The organism is Providencia sp. PROV267, from assembly GCF_028477825.1.
Lineage (GTDB): Bacteria > Pseudomonadota > Gammaproteobacteria > Enterobacterales > Enterobacteriaceae > Providencia > Providencia stuartii.
Genome location: NZ_JAMPLX010000003.1, coordinates 94664 through 112479 on the forward strand (window position 1 = coordinate 94664; position 17816 = coordinate 112479).

General features: G+C 40.0%; 15 protein-coding genes. 6 read left to right on the top strand and 9 right to left on the bottom strand.

The window, feature by feature from the left end; all coding sequences use genetic code 11:
* The first annotated feature begins 263 nt into the window (after positions 1–263).
* From PR709_RS03050 to PR709_RS03060, 3 genes are all read left to right on the top strand, one after another.
* Positions 264–482 carry a DUF465 domain-containing protein gene (locus PR709_RS03050; protein WP_004921673.1) on the top strand — a complete coding sequence of 73 codons (219 nt, stop codon included), beginning with the start codon at positions 264–266 and terminating at the stop codon, positions 480–482.
* Positions 483–715: 233 nt separating this feature from the next.
* Positions 716–1075, top strand: coding sequence for a nitrous oxide-stimulated promoter family protein (locus tag PR709_RS03055; RefSeq protein WP_004921676.1), 360 nt, complete (start codon positions 716–718; stop codon positions 1073–1075).
* Between the two features lie 931 nt (positions 1076–2006).
* Positions 2007–2831 (top strand): helix-turn-helix transcriptional regulator, encoded by an 825-nt coding sequence (locus tag PR709_RS03060; protein ID WP_004921678.1) that lies wholly within the window; start codon positions 2007–2009, stop codon positions 2829–2831.
* 276 nt (positions 2832–3107) lie between these two features.
* On the opposite strand, the gene PR709_RS03065 is transcribed toward PR709_RS03060, so the two are convergent.
* From PR709_RS03065 to xerD, 7 genes are all read right to left on the bottom strand, one after another.
* On the bottom strand, positions 3108–7211 hold the full coding sequence (locus PR709_RS03065) for a hypothetical protein (RefSeq protein WP_147441371.1): 4104 nt from the start codon (positions 7209–7211) through the stop codon (positions 3108–3110).
* Between the two features lie 26 nt (positions 7212–7237).
* Complete coding sequence (locus PR709_RS03070; protein ID WP_004921685.1) at positions 7238–7765, bottom strand: hypothetical protein; 528 nt, start codon at positions 7763–7765, stop codon at positions 7238–7240.
* Between the two features lie 628 nt (positions 7766–8393).
* Positions 8394–9914 (bottom strand): lysine--tRNA ligase, encoded by a 1521-nt coding sequence (gene lysS, locus PR709_RS03075; protein WP_004921686.1) that lies wholly within the window; start codon positions 9912–9914, stop codon positions 8394–8396.
* Between the two features lie 7 nt (positions 9915–9921).
* A protein-coding gene (gene prfB / locus PR709_RS03080; RefSeq protein WP_101495230.1) for a peptide chain release factor 2 occupies positions 9922–11023 on the bottom strand; the annotation gives its coding sequence in 2 pieces (ribosomal slippage) (positions 9922–10944 and positions 10946–11023; 1101 coding nt in all).
* Between the two features lie 138 nt (positions 11024–11161).
* Positions 11162–12895 carry a single-stranded-DNA-specific exonuclease RecJ gene (recJ, locus tag PR709_RS03085; RefSeq protein WP_004921693.1) on the bottom strand — a complete coding sequence of 578 codons (1734 nt, stop codon included), beginning with the start codon at positions 12893–12895 and terminating at the stop codon, positions 11162–11164.
* Positions 12896–12900: 5 nt separating this feature from the next.
* Positions 12901–13605, bottom strand: coding sequence for a bifunctional protein-disulfide isomerase/oxidoreductase DsbC (gene dsbC, locus PR709_RS03090; RefSeq protein WP_004921696.1), 705 nt, complete (start codon positions 13603–13605; stop codon positions 12901–12903).
* A 19-nt stretch (positions 13606–13624) separates the two neighbouring features.
* Positions 13625–14548: a site-specific tyrosine recombinase XerD gene (gene xerD / locus PR709_RS03095; RefSeq protein ID WP_004921697.1), complete on the bottom strand. Its 924-nt coding sequence runs from the start codon at positions 14546–14548 to the stop codon at positions 13625–13627.
* 162 nt (positions 14549–14710) lie between these two features.
* Between xerD and fldB the strand changes: the two genes are divergently transcribed.
* Positions 14711–15229: a flavodoxin FldB gene (fldB, locus tag PR709_RS03100; protein ID WP_014656387.1), complete on the top strand. Its 519-nt coding sequence runs from the start codon at positions 14711–14713 to the stop codon at positions 15227–15229.
* 45 nt (positions 15230–15274) lie between these two features.
* Here fldB and PR709_RS03105 read toward each other — a convergent pair whose 3' ends face one another.
* Together PR709_RS03105 and sdhE are read right to left on the bottom strand one after the other, a co-directional pair.
* Positions 15275–15685 (bottom strand): protein YgfX, encoded by a 411-nt coding sequence (locus tag PR709_RS03105; protein ID WP_036941148.1) that lies wholly within the window; start codon positions 15683–15685, stop codon positions 15275–15277.
* A complete protein-coding gene (gene sdhE / locus PR709_RS03110; RefSeq protein WP_004921708.1) occupies positions 15666–15932 on the bottom strand; it encodes an FAD assembly factor SdhE in 267 nt (88 codons plus the stop codon). The genes PR709_RS03105 and sdhE overlap by 20 nt, the downstream gene beginning before the upstream one ends.
* A 252-nt stretch (positions 15933–16184) precedes the next feature.
* Here sdhE and ygfZ point away from each other — a divergent pair, with 252 nt between their 5' ends.
* Together ygfZ and PR709_RS03120 are read left to right on the top strand one after the other, a co-directional pair.
* The gene (ygfZ, locus tag PR709_RS03115) at positions 16185–17174 is read left to right on the top strand and encodes a tRNA-modifying protein YgfZ (RefSeq protein ID WP_004921711.1); all 990 of its coding nucleotides are present in this window, start codon (positions 16185–16187) and stop codon (positions 17172–17174) included.
* 11 nt (positions 17175–17185) lie between these two features.
* Positions 17186–17806, top strand: a complete 621-nt coding sequence (locus tag PR709_RS03120) for an HD domain-containing protein (protein WP_004921714.1) — start codon at positions 17186–17188, stop codon at positions 17804–17806.
* Positions 17807–17816: the final 10 nt, after the last annotated feature.

The window sequence follows — 17816 nt, forward strand, 5'->3', positions numbered from 1 at the left end:
CCTATCAAATGCAATCATATTAATAAAAAATAGAAATCTTTTTACCTAGAGTAAGTGAAAAATACTACAATTTACACTATGGATAATTCTTAATTTCAAAAATAAGAAAATATAACTATCTAATTCAATCCCATCATAGCTAATTTTAGTAGAATGATCATAAATTTGATAAAAACTATGTAAATTCTTCTCTGTTTTAATGCATAAATAATAGACAGTGCTTATACTGGAGATGAGGCTTAAATACATTCTGAGGAGGTACTATGTTATCTACAGAGCAAGATTTAGTTTCAAAGTTAATATCTACTCATCCCCGCTTCCAAAATCTTTATGAAAAACATCATCAGCTCGATAAAGAGATCAGCAAATTAGAAGGCCCTTCCGGTGCTGGTTATAATGAGCATGTTGCTAAGCTTAAAAAAGAAAAATTGCATATAAAAGACGAAATGCAAAAAATAATGCAATCGGCAAATAAAGGTTAATATTCAATTTACTAGGCTAAATAAGTAAGTTTTTATCTTGTTTTTGGTTTAGTTAAACCTTAATTAACAATTTATATTACTCATTTTCTAGTTAATTTTATCTTATTGTTTATTATGGCATAAGTCGTTACTTATGCCATTTTCGGTTTATCTTCTTATCATGCCGACTTTCTATTCCCTTCAATAACATGTATATTAAATACAATTTATTGTAGATAGATTGAGGTGCACAGATGGTTGGGAAACGTATCCAGCGGGAAATAAAAACTATCGAAAAAATGATCCAACTCTACGAAAAGGCACATCCTGCACCGGCTGATTCGCCAGAACAATATAAAAAGCTCTATGCCTATGCAATTAATCGGCTCGAAAAATGCCGTTATGGAGAGCAAAAGCCTGCTTGTAAACAATGCCCAATACATTGTTACCAGCCAAAAATGCGAGAACAAATGAAAATAGTAATGCGCTGGGCTGGGCCAAAAATGTTACTCCATCACCCCATCTTAGCCATCAGACATTTACTTGATGACCGAAAGCCAGTTCCTGAACTCCCTGAAAGAAAACGTAATAGAAATTCATCCACAGATAATTAACCACTAGATAACTTTTTATTTACATTGTGATATTCGCTGGGTTTATTAGTTTGCTAAAATATATTGATAATGAGTGTGATGATAATAAAAGAAACAATCATTAAATAATCTTAAAAGCCCCCTTTCTTAACGCCAACTGTTGCCCTATCAATTTATGGCATGCTAATTGTCATTTATCGCTTAGCCCCCTAAACACTTGTAAATCTTTTTTAACTCGTCAATAGGTTGCTTCCTCGACAGAGCTTATATCCATTTCGTTTGAGTGACGTTTCTCTAAAAATTAGTACCCCATGATAACTAATAATCAAAATCTATGTTTATAGAACTATCAAAAACCATACTTTTAGAAAATATGTTTAATAAATGAGATTTCTATCTCAAATATTGTGTGATTTATGTTATTACGACAAATATTTATTATCGTTACATGTAACAAAATTAATTGATAACATGGCTAACAGATAAAAACATAAAATTTATTTATCAGTACTATATTTTCCGATATTAATAACAATAAAAGCTATCACTATATTTTCCTCCTAATATACAGAAAAAGGTGGCTTACCCCATCTAGATCAAAAAACACCAGAATTGAATAAAACCATTAGATTACTTTTTATGCTACTAAAAACCATTTATCAGTATTAATCACTATACAAAAACAACTAACTAGTTATAAATAACTAAAAAACATCTCTAACAATACTTTTTTCGAGCAAAAAAAGATATTAATTCGGAAAATTAGCATTTGGAAACATTTATTAATATTTAGAATTAATCTGTGACACAAAAAAGGCTGATTTATATAATTTTGATCAATCAGATAAAGATGAATTTATTGTTCATCTAATAAATAGATAAAGGAATTCAACCTTAACTTTACATTAACAAATTCAACATTTAATTAAAAAATTAACACTCAGGATGCGTTATGCAAAATGATAGCAATGTAACTAACCGTCGTATAAAAAGAGTCTTGGTTAATAAAGAGAACCCGTATTCTATTATCGACCAACCTACAAAAGGATTAATTATTATTGAAAAGGGCAGCTTGATATGGGAAAGCCCTACATCAATAGAAACACTACACTGTGGTGATATTCTTTATCACAAACAAGGTTCATATGCTTTAAAAAGCACGGATGATGAGTCAGATTGTGAATTTCTTTGGATATCCTTAGAAGATCAATTTTTACGAGAGTTCATTAATCTTTATGGCAGCCAATTGAGTGAAATTGAACGTACAGAAACCAATAGCTATGATGTGATTAGGTTTACTACATCAACACTCATTGATGAATTAAAAAATAGCTTTAAAGCCATCGTTGACCAACAATACCCTAGATTACTGGTGACATTACGTATATCTGAGTTTCTTTTATTGCTTTCTTATAGTGAACAAGGCTCAAAGCTGCTGGCTAATTTAAGACAACTGAGTAATCGACAAGCAGAACGATTACAGAATTTCATGGAAAATAACTTTTTAAAAGAGTGGAAGCTGGCTGATTTTGCGAAAACATTCGGTATGGGCTTAACAACTTTTAAAGAACTATTTAATGCGGTTTATTCAACTTCACCACGTTCATGGATCAGCGAAAAAAGAATTATGTATGCACATCAATTGCTTGTAAATACTCAAATGAGTATCGTTGAAATATCAATGGAAGCAGGCTTTTCAAGTCAATCTTATTTTACACAAAGCTATCGTAAGCGTTTTGGGTATACGCCAAGTAAATCAAGATCACCGACTCACTGATGTGATGATTTAGATTATTTCTAAAAAATACATTTGCCCTGTCAGTTATAGATATGTGTGCATTGCCCTATATACTGACAGAAAGGCAGATAATAATTAGCTAAACGCCTGCCCTTCCCTAACTGAATTGCTCTCAATTCGATGGTTCTAATCTCTATTTCAGTGGTTTTTCAATAATGGATAACGGAAAAAATTTCAGTACTTATGCAGGGACGATAACAAAAAAGGCCATTTACTAAATTAGTAAAACGGCCTTTTTTAACTTTTTGATTATGGTTATTTAGCGCTGATAATTTTCAAATCAATAATCGACATTGAGTTTGGCGGAATGACCCCAGGTATTCCATCGACGCCATAACCACCTTCTGGCTTAATATAAACCTTAACCATACCCCCTTCACCCGCTTTCTCAACAAAGGAGTTCAACGGTGCGGGTAGTTCACTATAAGGCAATGTGACAGGCTCTTGATCCTTATACAGTACCGTCAGAGTTCCATCAGTAAGCTGTTCTCGCATAATAAATGTGATATTTTTCTTCTGCACATTGGTAATTGGCTTACCTTTTTGCAGGATTTTATAATACGTAAAGCTATCAAGCTTACTGTATTTCTGCTTAGTGATTTCCTCAATTATACGTTGATTACGCTTTGCATTCGCTTGAGCAATTGCCTTTAGCTCTTTTTGAGACAGTTGCTTTTTAGGTGCTCCCATAATCGATGTAGAGCCACTCGGCGCTATTTTCGCTTTTAACTTGTCATTTTCATCTTGAAGCTGCATGACTTTTTTATTTAACTCCATGATCTGGGCTTTAAGCGCTTCATTCGAAGTTAATGACATTTGCTGCTTCAATTCAGCTTCTAGTTTCTTCAATTGATCTTTAGCTGTTGCTAACTCTTTTTGCAAATTAGCACTGTCAGCTAACTGTTTTTTCAGTTTTTCTAACTCAGTATTCTGAGATTGATATTTATTATCAATTCCTTTTAGCTTCTCAGCATCCAGTTTTAATGCACTGATTTGTTTGTTAGCCTCGACTAACTGTTTATCAATTTCAGCCGCTTTTTTCTCTTTAGTCGTAATATCAGTTTCAAGGCGTTTAATTTGTTGCTCACGCTCTTTAGCTTGTTTTTCAACTTCCGCTTTTTGTGCTTGTAACTGTTTTTGAGCAGCTTTCAATTCAGCTTCTAATGCTTTATGTTGCTCCGTCTGCGCGGTTTGTGCCGTCAACACGGTTTGCAGTTTCGCGGCCTGCTGCTCGTTATCTTTTAACTGCGCTTGTAGCTGCTTATTCTGCTCGGCTAACTGTTTCGCTACGGCCTGTTGCTTCGCCAGCGCTTCGCGTGTCGCTCGACTATCTTCTTCCGCTTTCTTCAGTACCGCTTCTTGCAATTTTAATAGCGATACTTGCTGAGTAAGCTCAACCGTTAATGATTTCACTTGCTGATCCGACGCTTGCGTCATTAGCTGCTTCTGCTTCTCAATCTCTTTTTGTAACTGAGCGATATCAGTATTCGCTTTTTTCAGTTGAGCCTGAGCGGTAGTGAAGCCTTCTTCTTGCTGCGTTAATTTCGCTTGTAGCTGCTGCTGGGCTTTCTGACTTGCTTCATATTGCTTCGCTAATGCCGTTTGCTCCGTTTTCTGTGCTTGTAACTGTGCTTGAGCCGCCTTCAATTCAGCTTCTAACGCTTTTTTCTGCTCCGCTTGTGCCGTTTGAGCCGTTAACGAGGCTTGCAGTTTCGCGGCCTGCTGCTCGTTATCTTTTAACTGCGCTTGTAGCTGCTTATTCTGCTCGGCTAACTGTTTCGCTGCGGCCTGTTGCTTCGCCAGCGCTTCGCGTGTCGCTTGGCTATCCGATTCCGCTTTTTGCAACACTGCTTCTTGTTTCTTCAATAACGCGATTTGTTGGTTAAGATCAGCCGTTAATGCTTTTACTTGCTGATCCGACGCTTGCGTCATTAGCTGCTTCTGCTTCTCTATCTCTTTTTGCAGCTCAACAACATCCGTATTGGCTTTTTTCAGCTGAGTTTGCGCTGTTGCAAACTCCTGCTCTTGTTTCGCTAATTTTTCTTGTAGCTGCTGCTGGGCTTTCTGACCTGCTTCATATTGCTGCGCTAATGCCGTTTGCTCCGTTTTCTGTGCTTGTAACTGTGCTTGAGCCGCCTTCAATTCAGCTTCTAACGCTTTTTTCTGCTCCGCTTGTGCCGTTTGAGCCGTTAACGAGGCTTGCAGTTTTGCGGCCTGCTGCTCGTTATCTTTTAACTGCGCTTGTAGCTGCTTATTCTGCTCAGCTAACTGTTTCGCTGCGGCCTGTTGCTTCGCCAGCGCTTCGCGTGTCGCTTGGCTATCCGACTCTGCTTTTTGCAACACTGCTTCTTGTTTCTTCAATAACGCGATTTGTTGGTTAAGATCAGCCGTTAATGCTTTTACTTGCTGATCCGACGCTTGCGTCATTAGCTGCTTCTGCTTCTCAATCTCTTTTTGCAGCTCAACAACATCCGTATTGGCTTTTTTCAGCTGAGTTTGCGCTGTTGCAAACTCTTGCTCTTGTTTCGCTAATTTTTCTTGTAGCTGCTGCTGGGCTTTCTGACCTGCTTCATATTGCTTCGCTAATGTCGCTTGCTCCGTTTTCTGTGCTTGTAACTGTGCTTGAGCTGTCTTCAACTCAGCTTCTAACGCTTTTTTCTGCTCTACTAACTGTTGCGCTGTGGCCTGTTGCTTCGCCAGCGCTTCGCGTGTCGCTTGACTATCTGACTCCGCTTTTTGCAACACCGCTTCTTGTTTCTTCAATAACGCAATTTGTTGGTTAAGATCAGCCGTCAATGCTTTTACTTGCTGATCCGACGCTTGCGTCATTAGCTGCTTCTGCTTCTCTATCTCTTTTTGCAGCTCAACAACATCCGTATTGGCTTTTTTCAGCTGAGTTTGTGCTGTTGCAAACTCTTGCTCTTGTTTCGCTAATTTTTCTTGTAGCTGCTGCTGAATTTTCAGACTTTCTGCATACTGTTTCGCCAGCGAATCTTGCTCTGTTTTATTCGTTTTTAACAGTTGTTGTGCCGCTTTTAGCTCAGCCTCAAAAGCTTTAGAAGCTGCTTGCTGTTTCAACAGTTCAGCTTGAATATCGCTATTTTGTTTTTGAGTTAACTGAAGTTCTGACTCTTTTTGCTTCAGTAATTCCTTCTGTTTTTCAAGTGAAGCAGTCACGAGCTTAACTTGCTCGTCACTATTTTTATTTAATCGTTCCGCCTGCTCTTTTGCATCCGTTTCTAATTGAGTTAGCTGGGCGGTTAATTGTTCAACTTGCTTCTGAGCATTTTCAAATTGTAATTTTGCTTGCTCTATTTGTTTATCTTTCTCAGCAAGTTGTTTTTCTGCTAATGCTTGAGCTTGAATACTTTCGCTAAGTTTTTTCTCAAGTGCCGCAATTGATTTCTGCGCTTGTTGATTCTGTGCAGTGAGTTGTTCTAAATTATTTTCTTTATCTGCCAGTATATTTTTAACGGAGTTCAATTCATCCGTCAGTAATACAATGGTTTCTTTATCATCTGTTGCACTTAGTTTTTCACGTAACAAAGCAACTTGATTTTTATTTTCGGCAAGTTCGTTATTGATACGCTCTATTTCAAATTGTTTCTCGGCGATATCATGACTGAGTTCCGCTACACTTTTATTATGTGCAATTAATTTTTCGACTAATTGCCTATCGGTTAAAAGTTGATGATAAGCAATTAACTGACCAGCGCCTTGAGCAGCACCAAATCTAAATAGGTGAGTCGATTGTTGTTGCGCGAGCAGATCGGCAAGCTGTTCTAGGTAAGCCGTATTATCACGCAATACCCCCATTGAGTACTTAGCAGAGTAAAGTCCTAATGGATCTAGAACAATTTGGTATTTAGCAAAATCTTTCGATAAATACTGTGGATGCCATTGGTTTGAATTAAAGAAATAAGGGTAGGATGACAATAACAAAGACTGGTGTGCTGAACCAGTTTGTTGATCCACAATGCTTTCTTCTGGTAATGGGCATTCAGACAAAGCAACTTTAGGTTGTTCTGTCATCTGACCTTTAGCTTGTGTAGCTACTTTTGTCGTCGTAACTTTAGTCTGGGTCTGCTGAGTGACCGCCCCTTTAGCTTTAGGTTGGGTACGTGCAGGCGTTTTACTTTGGCCTGCATTTTTACCCGCAGCAGATTTAGATTTTTCTTTTGGCTCAGGAGCGAGCGGTAAAGATGAAAATGAGTCATATCCCTGACCTTGAATATTCAATGGCTTTTCCGGCACTTTACCTTCCTGCTCTAATTGCAGGTAAGTGTCAAAGTCATCAATGACATTATTGAAGCTATCCGATTTTGCAAATTGACTAAAAGCAGCCGAAAAAATGGCCAAAGATATACAAAGTCTTAGGTTAATTCTCATAATCCACTAATTTTTTCCAATGTTGATTCGGTAGACAGGACTGAGTTATAACGAACTTTCGCGCAAAGAACTTTTGTTTTAGCTTCTATTGCCATTTGTAACAGTTCAATCGTGTCTGGACTTGCTGTCGATGCGACTTGTTTATAAAGCTGATTAATTTCGCTCACTTCTTTAAAGGAACCGACTAAGCGATTGTAATCTGCTGGTGACAGTGTTTTCAGTGCATTAAGTTCTTTAATACAGGTGCTTAAACTCTGGAATGACTCACCTTCGCTTCCAGATTGATTTAGCATCGTAGGATTTTGCCCAGCGGGCTTATGATTAATTGCCGTGTTTAAAACAGTCTGAGAATCAGCATGGGAATAATCCATGTACTGCTGCCCCGTCGCTGAATTAGCCGTTGATGAAGCTGTGGCATCAGTTTTTTCTGAATAATTCGTGTTAGAGCCCCAAGAACAGCCAGAGAGAATTGCTGTCCCAGCCAAAAGCAAAGACGCAACAAAAATTTTATTGTTTGAAAACATATAGTTACCTTACCAGCACTTTTCTTCGCTATTATAATGACATTCAAGAAACCTAGTGTAAGCTAAAATTTATCTATTTTCTATAAGCCCTAATCTAGAAATAGAGTCATCTCATAAATTTTGGTTAATTATTTTAATCTTAGCACTAAATCGGTATCGACCCCATCATTTTTAATGCAATAAAATTACTAAGAACACTTATTTTGAGTTTTATAAATAATAACTGTAAAAAATTATCATCTAACGATCTCAAGCGAAACCTTTATCCGGTTAATAAACAATTCCACTGCAGGACGGCGGTGACTATTTGATTTTTCTGAAACGTACAATATTTCAATATATGAAATATTTTCTAACAAAAAAACAAATTCGAATCTTTTATCTATTAACATTTTGTTAAGTACATTACACTTATTATGTTATAAACATAAAAATGATGTCTGAGTATTTCCACTTAAGCGCAACAATAAAAAATAATTAAGCCCTATTGATAAAGGAAATACATTAACAAAAATAATTTAACTTAAGTAATAATTTAATAATCGCTAACTGTACTAACGTATTATTTAACGATTTAGGATTGGATAAAACAATGCCCAGACTCAGCTGGGCATTGTTATTGATAGCACTAAGCTTTAGATGGGCGTAATGCAGGGAATAAGATCACGTCACGGATCGTATGACTGTCAGTAAATAGCATGACCATACGGTCAATACCAATCCCGAGGCCAGCCGTTGGTGGTAAACCATGCTCTAATGCGGTGACATAGTCTTCGTCATAGAACATCGCTTCGTCATCACCTTCATCTTTCTGACGAACTTGCTCAGCGAAACGCTCTGCTTGGTCTTCAGCGTCATTTAACTCAGAGAAACCGTTACCGATTTCACGTCCGCCGATGAAAAACTCAAAACGGTCGGTGATAAATGGATTTTCATCATTGCGACGAGCTAATGGTGAAACTTCCGCTGGATATTCAATAATGAAAGTTGGTTGGATCAGGTGGCTTTCTGCAACCTCTTCAAAAATTTCACATTGAACACGACCTAAGCCCCAGCTATTTTCTACCTTGATGCCGATAGACTGGGCAATTGCAACCGCTTTATCCATATCATCCAAATCAGCAACGTTAGTTTCAGGACGATATTTACAAATGGCTTCCTTCATGGTCAATTTGGCAAATGGTTTACCAAAATCAAACTCTTGCTCACCGTATTTAACGACAGTGTTTCCTAAAACATTCTGCGCTAACGTGCGGAATAACTCTTCAGTCAGATCGATTAGGTCACGGTAATCAGCATACGCCATATAGAGTTCCATCATAGTGAACTCAGGGTTATGACGTGGAGACAGGCCTTCGTTACGGAAGTTGCGGTTAATTTCAAACACACGTTCGAAACCACCAACCACTAAACGTTTTAGGTACAGTTCAGGAGCGATACGCAGATACATATCGATATCCAGCGCATTGTGGTGAGTCACAAATGGACGAGCAGAAGCACCACCAGGGATAACTTGCATCATTGGTGTTTCCACTTCCATAAAGCCTTTGCCGACCATAAAGTTACGTAGCTCAGCTAAGATCTTCGAACGAACCATAAAGGTGTGGCGAGATTCATCGTTGGCAATCAGATCAAGGTAACGTTGACGATAACGTGTTTCTTGGTCTGCTAAACCGTGGAATTTGTCCGGTAATGGGCGCAGTGCTTTCGTCAGTAGACGCACTTCGTGACAATGGACAGTCAATTCACCTGTTTTGGTTTTAAATAAGCGGCCTTTAGCGCCTAAAATATCGCCTAAATCCCACTTTTTAAATTGCTCGTTATAAACGCCTTCCGCTAAGTCATCGCGAGAAACATAGATTTGAATACGACCACCCACATCTTGCAGGGTTGCAAATGATGCTTTACCCATAATACGACGAGTCATCATACGGCCAGCAATGGCGACTTCAATATTTAAGTCTTCTAGCTCTTCCGCTGATTTTTCATCATATTGTGCGTGGATCTTTTCCGATGTGATATCACGACGGAAATCATTCGGGAATGGGATCCCTTTTTCACGTAAAGCAACGAGTTTTTCTTTACGTGCTTTCAATTCGTTATTCAAATCGGGTGCTTGTTCTGCACCCTGTTGTTGCTGCTGAGACATTTTTTCCTCACAGGCCAGCTTTCAAGCTAGCTTCAATGAATTTATCCAAATCACCATCCAGTACGGCTTGCGTATTACGCGTTTCCACACCAGTACGTAAATCTTTAATACGTGCATCATCAAGGACATAAGAACGAATTTGGCTACCCCAGCCAATATCCGATTTATTCTCTTCCATCGCTTGCTTATCAGCATTCTTTTTCTGCATCTCCAGTTCATAAAGCTTCGCTTTTAACTGGCGCATGGCTTGATCTTTGTTTTTATGTTGCGAACGGTCATTCTGACATTGAGTCACAATATTTGTAGGTATGTGCGTAATACGTACTGCTGACTCAGTTTTGTTTACGTGCTGCCCACCCGCACCAGAAGCGCGGTAAACATCAATGCGTAAATCTGCTGGGTTAATTTCGATATCAATATCGTCATCAACTTCAGGGTAAATAAAGGCGGAGCTAAACGACGTATGGCGGCGGCCCCCTGAATCAAATGGGCTTTTACGCACGAGACGGTGTACGCCGGATTCTGTTCTTAGCCAACCGTAAGCATAATCACCAATAACTTTAATGGTTGCCGATTTTAAACCCGCCACATCGCCATCTGATTCTTCAATAATTTCTGTTTTGAAGCCTTTCGATTCTGCCCAACGTAAGTACATACGCATTAACATACTGGCCCAATCTTGGGCTTCAGTACCACCAGAACCGGCTTGTAAATCAATGTAGCAATCAGCGCTATCATATTCACCAGAAAACATCCGGCGAAACTCAAGCTGCTCTAGTTTTGCTTGGAGCTGAGTTAACTCTTCACCTGCTTCATTAAAGGTGTCTTCATCATCAGCTTCAATAGCAAGTTCGAGTAAGCCTTCAACGTCTTCAAGGCCTTGGGTCATTTGATCTATGGTGTCAACAATCGCCTCAAGAGAAGATCGCTCTTTACCTAACGCCTGTGCTCTTTCAGGTTCGTTCCAGACATCTGGTTGCTCAAGTTCCGCATTAACTTCTTCTAAGCGTTCTTTCTTGGCATCATAGTCAAAGATACCCCCTAAGGACCGCTGTTCGCTCAGATAGGTCCTGAATCTTACTTTTTACTGGGTTAATTTCAAACGTCATTTTTCAATGTCTTATGTTTGGTCGTTATAAATAGAATAAATTCTTCACAAACCGTCAATGATAACGGAATTTCACTAAAATTTATAGCACTGCAAAAGCGAATCTTACCTCTCATCGACGTAAACTGAGAAAGTTCCCTTATTCAGGCCAAATGTGCTCAACCATCAGTTGAACACTCTTTTGACCTCGAAACTCGTTAACATCTAGTTTAAACGCAATTTTTGCGCGTTTCACACTATTATCAGGCCACCGCCGCACATCGATATTAAACATAATCGCATCCAGCATTGGCCCTCCCTTCACTGGCTCTAACATCATTTTAAGATGGCGTTCACCCACTAAGCGCTGTTGCAGCAACCGAAAATAGCCGTCAAAAACAGGCTCAGGGAATGATTGCCCCCAAGGGCCGCTTTCACGTAGTAACTCAGCAATTTCTAATGTGAACTCATCCTGTTTGAGTTCACCATCACTCCAAACAACACCTGATAGCTGATCGGGTTGAATAAGTTCCCCCATCAATGATTCAAAATGCTGCTTAAATAAGCCAAATTTACTCTCTTCTAGGCTCAAGCCAGCCGCCATGGCATGACCACCAAATTTTTGCATTAGCCCCGGTTGTAGGGTATTTAGGCGCTCTAATGCATCGCGCATATGTACCCCTGGTACTGAGCGCCCTGAGCCTTTTAATGTGCCGTCACCCGCGGGTGCAAAAGCAATCACAGGGCGGTGATATTGTTCTTTAATCCTTGACGCCAATATTCCCACAACCCCTTGGTGCCACTCAGGATGATAGATAGCTAGCCCATTGGGTAATTGGCTATCACTATACTCAATTTTATTAAATAACACGGAAGCTTCTTGTTGCATCCCCGCTTCAATTTCCCGCCGTGCTTGGTTTAATCCATCCAGCTCGTTAGCCAGTTCCCGCGCATAGGCCATATCATCGGTCAGGAGTAATTCAATACTCACAGACATATCATCTAAACGCCCTGCGGCATTCAAACGAGGACCTAAAGCAAAACCAAAGTCGTTGGCGACCAAACGAGAGCATTCCCGCTTTGAGACCTCGATTAATGCTTTGATCCCCGCACAACAACGCCCCGCCCTAACACGATGCAGACCTTGATGCACTAAAATACGATTATTAGTATCAAGTGGAACAACATCTGCCACTGTTCCGAGCGCAACTAAATCTAAGAATTCGGCTAAATTAGGTTCGCTCATTCCCTGCTTAACAAACCAGCCTTCTTGGCGCAATTTGGCGCGTAACGCGGACATTAAGTAGAAAGTCACGCCAACGCCTGCTAATGATTTAGAAGCAAATTGGCACCCTTCTAGATTAGGGTTAATAATGGCATCGGCCTTCGGTAATACATCTCCCGGAAGATGGTGATCCGTCACAATGACCTTAATATCATGCTGCCTAGCCGCTTCGACACCTTCGTGTGACGAAATACCATTATCAACGGTGATGATAAGATCCGCGCCGCGTTTGTAGGCTTCCTCAACGACAAGAGGCGTCAGCCCATAACCATTTTCAAACCGATTTGGAACAATGTAATTTAAGTTCACATATCCCATTGATTTTAATGCGCGAATAGCTAAAGCCGTACTCGTAGCGCCATCAGCATCGAAATCCCCTACGATGGTAATTACGCTATGGTTCTCCAATGCACTATAAAGTAGCGTTAATGCGTTATCTATCCCTGATAACGTGCGGTAATCTAATAAGTTAGCGGCTTTACGCTCTAGCTGTGAAATATCCGTCACGCCTCGATGGGCATAAACTCGCTGAAGGATTTCAGGAAAACCATCCAGTGTTTTAATATCCTCAGCGAGTGTACGCTGGCGTAAAAAAGTTTCTACATTCACAATGGTTAACTATTTTGTTCGAGTATCTTTAACAGTTTATCGGGGGATAAATAACCCGACAATAATTGCCCATCAGGTAACACGATCGCTGGCGTTCCTGTCATTTTAAATTGGCTACCTAACTTAACGTGTTTACTGAGATCAATTTTACATTCATCAATCATGGCAACTTCGTCACCTTTAAACGCTTTAGTTAATGCACTTTGAGGGAGCGCATTACACCATATAGATGCCATTTGTTTTGCAGACTCATGCTCCAAACCTTGGCGTGGGTAAGCGAGGTAACGGACTGTGATACCTTTGCTATTTAATTCACCAACCGATTCATGGAATTTTTTGCAGTAGCTACAGGTAATATCGGTAAATACTGTAACCACATACTTCTCTTTCGGCGCTTTAAAGACGATCATTTCATCTTTTAGCGCTTCAACCTTTTTCATGAGTGGTTGATTAGAAATGTTGACTGGCATTTTGCCGCTTAAATCATAAATAGGGCCTTGTAATAAATATTTCCCATCATCAGTTACATAAATAATACCATCTGAAGTATCAATAGTATTAAGCCCTACAATAGGCGATGGTTTGATTGATTCTACAGAGATATTATATCTGGCAAGCTTCTCTTCAATCACTTTATCATCTGTTGCCGCAGACACTGAGGCGGAAAATGTTGCAATGCAAGCCGCCCATAAGAGTAGTTTATGTTTCATAATTATCCTTTAACGCACATCACCCCCTTGGATGATGCTGCTCATGTAACATGCGCAAACGCTCGGTTGCGACATGTGTATAAATCTGTGTCGTAGAGAGATCACTATGCCCTAATAGCATTTGCACAACTCGTAAGTCGGCGCCGTGATTCAGTAAATGTGTCGCAAATGCATGGCGTAGAACGTGTGGTGATAACGCTTCAGAATCGATATTCGCAATCACCGCATAATGTTTAATACGATGCCAAAATGTTTGGCGCGTCATTTTTGTGCCACGTTTGCTAGGAAATAAAACATCACTGGCTTTACCATTGAGTAAGTCAGGCCTACCTTCTTCAAGGTATTTTTCTACCCAATAAATAGCCTCTTCTCCCAGAGGAATCAATCTTTCTTTATTCCCTTTCCCCACAACACGTATGACACCTTGCCGTAGGCTAATATCGGAGAAAGTTAACCCCACCAGCTCTGAGACTCGTAACCCACAAGCATACAGGACTTCCAACATCGCTTTATCGCGAAGCTCAAGAGGATCCTCGGTTGCAGGGGCATTCAGTAGGTCTTCAACCTGCTGTTCACTCAAATCTTTTGGTAGCCGTTGTGGTATTTTAGGTGCGGCAATCACCGCTGAAGGATCATCAAGCCGTATTTTTTCACGATAAAAATATTGGAATAAACGCCGCATAGCGCTTAATAGACGCGCAGAGCTAGCCGCTTTGTATCCCCCTTCAATCCGTTCTGCCAAAAACGATTGTAAATCGATTGATTGAACACTTTCCAAATCCAATTGATTCGCTTCCAGCCACTTATCTAATAATTGCAAATCTAAACGATAAGATGCCAATGTATTTTCAGCGAGATCTTGCTCTAACCAAATGGTATCAAGAAATTGCTCAATTAATGGATTAAGCTGTTTGGTTTCCACGCTGCTTATATTCCTCTTCATAACCGCCACGTAAGCTATTATACCTATCCTATCTCAAGTTACAGCGCTATTGGTGATGTTCGGTTCGTCTTCTCATCCCCCTAAAATATTGAGAGTGTGTGCCCGATACCGTTCATTCTGTTACAATACCTCTCTACTGCAATGAAAACTAGTTACATTAACATGAAAATAGGTCTCTTTTACGGTTCTAGTACTTGTTATACCGAAATTGTCGCGGAAAAAATACGCGATATCCTCGGTGAAGATTTGGTTACATTACATAATGTCAACGATACACCGCCTGAACTGATGGAGCAGTATGACGTTCTCATTTTGGGTATCCCTACGTGGGATTTTGGTGAAATACAAGAAGACTGGCTGGCAATTTGGGATGCGCTTCCCAATCTTAAGCTTAACAACAAAATTGTTGCTATGTATGGGATGGGCGATCAGATTGATTATAGTGAATGGTTTCTTGATGCACTAGGCATGCTATATCATCAACTAAAGCCAACAGGGGTGCAATTTGTAGGCTTTTGGCCACTCGATGGTTACCAATTCGAAAGCCCGAAAGCACTGACAGAAGATGGTACACAGTTCGTTGGTTTGGCTTTAGATGATGTGAATCAATTTGAAGAGACCGATGAGCGTATCGCACAGTGGTGTATGCAAATCTTAACCGAGATTGAAGAATTACTGTAAGTTGACTATGCTGACTTTCCCCATTACTGCAATAACCCCTAATGATTAAATATCAGGATATTGCAGTAATAGTTGGTTTAAATTACGCCAGCTCTCTTCTGATAAGGCATCTTTTGCAACCCATAAACGGATCTTCTGTGGCTTACCTTGTAAGGCACTGAGTGTCAATAATACCCCCACACGGCTACACCAAGGTTGCTTAACGATACTCCACTCATTCTTTTTCCATTGGACTTTATTGCCATTAACCAGTACCGCAGTCCCTTTGATTTTGCTGATGCTTTTTTGGCTTTTTGCCCAGCTAGCAATCACAATCACTAACAGCGGCAACCACACCATTGAATTCCCTGGCGCCCATGGTGCGACCAATAGAATAAAGCCGACTACCCCATGAGCACAGGTTGAAAAAAGCTGAGTTTTCCATGAAATGGAGAGATTAGATTTCCACAGGACCACGATTTTTATTTCTTTCCTGAATCAATTTAACCATACCAAACAACTCATCGTCGTCTGGGCGCCCATGATTCATTAACCAGTTAAACAGATCAGGGTCTGCACACTCAAGTAAACGAACAAAAGTACGTTTGTCCTTGTCAGAGAGTCCTTCATATTCATATTCAAAGAATGGCATGATGGAAATATCCAACTCACGCATACCACGACGGCAAGCCCAATGAATTCTTGCTTTATTCTCTATATCCATTCCACTACGACCTTATTTGTTGCAGTTAACTGATAAGATTAATTATTTTCAATACTCTAACAGATAATTGATTGGGAAAACATGACCTATCGTACAATGTCGATAATTTTCATCACTCTATCGCGCTTTTATCCAAGAATGCCGATTAAAAATATTGAATAATTGATAGCGCATCATAATAACTACTTGCAATGTAATCCAGCTCTTTTACCATTAACCCCCTTCTGATACGAAAGAAAAACAGGTGAAATCATGACTACTGAAGTTGCTCACTCAAAACAATTCCCTCTCGATTCTCAGTCTTTACCACTTATATTGATTTCACTGGAAAACTGGGGATTAATTCATTTGCATGGCCTTGATGCTGAAAAGTACCTTCAAGGGCAAGTTACGGCTGATGTTAGCGCAATGACACCAGCACAACACACCTTAACCGCTCACTGTGATCCTAAAGGGAAAATGTGGAGTGACTTGCGTCTATTCCACCACCTTGATGGTTTCTCTTATATTGAAAGAGCCAGCGTACTTGATAGCCAATTAGCCGAGCTAAAAAAATACGCGGTGTTCTCGAAAGTCACCTTTGAACATAAGCAAGAGCTAAAATTACTCGGTGTCGCGGGGAAAGGCGCTCGCGAAGCATTAGCCACTATATTCACTACGCTACCTGATGCAGAAAACCAAGTCACCGTTGATGGCGTCTCAACAATTTTACATTACGCATTGCCTAACGAACGTTTTCTTATCGTCACAGATCAAGCTACCGCACAAAAAATTACCGACTCGCTTAATGCGGAAGTGGTTAATGATGAGCAATGGTTATCACTAGAAATAGAAGCGGGATACGCCGTCATCGAACAAGCCAGCAGCGCGCAACATTTGCCTCAAGCCACCAACCTGCAAGCCTTACCTTATGGTATTAGCTTTAAAAAAGGTTGCTATACCGGACAAGAAATGGTCGCACGGGCAAAATTCCGTGGCGCCAATAAGCGGGCGATGTATTGGCTGAAAGGCACAGCAACATCCGTTCCGGCAGTCGGTGAAGGTGTAGAATGGCAATTAGGTGATAAATGGCGCCGTACCGGTACTGTTCTTGCTGCGGTGAAATTAGCAAATGGTGAAGTGAATATTCAAATCATTATGAATAATGATATGGAAGCGGATAGTGTATTTCGTGTTACAGGGGATGAGCAAAGCCACCTAACTATTCAGCCACTCCCTTACTCGTTGGAAGAAGAAAAATAATTGAGGTTTTTATGTCATCTGCAAAAGGTAATAAGTCCGTTGACGTTTTAGATTTTGGCGGCTTTACCGAAGTTATCCAATTTTTAATGGAGTTGGATAAACTAAAAAGTGTTTATCGCAAAAATAAATTACTCAACAATGAGAGGCAGGAAAATACAGCGGAGCATAGTTGGCAATTTGCTATGGCTGCAATGAGTTTCGCGCCTTATGTCAAAGGAGTGAATGTTGATCACGCCATTAAGTTGGCCTTAGTACATGATATCGTCGAAATCGATGCAGGTGATGTTTTGGTTTACGATGTTGCGGCACGTGATGCTATTCGCGAAGAAGAGGTCAAAGCTGCTGTTCGTATTTTTGGCTTACTCCCTTCCCCACAAAATGAGCAATTTTTGGCTTTATGGAAAGAGTATGATGCGGCAGAAACATTGGATGCGAAATTTGCCAATGTTATCGATAGAACCATTCCTATGCTCTTAAATTTACATAATCAAGGGCAAAGTTGGGTCGAGAATAATATTCGCCTAGAGCAAGTGATCGCTCGAAATGAGTTTATAGAAGAAGTGTTTCCTGAATTTTGGGAGCAACTCTTACCACAATTGAAACTCGCCCAGCAAAAAGGTTGGTTGTTGTAATTTATTCACC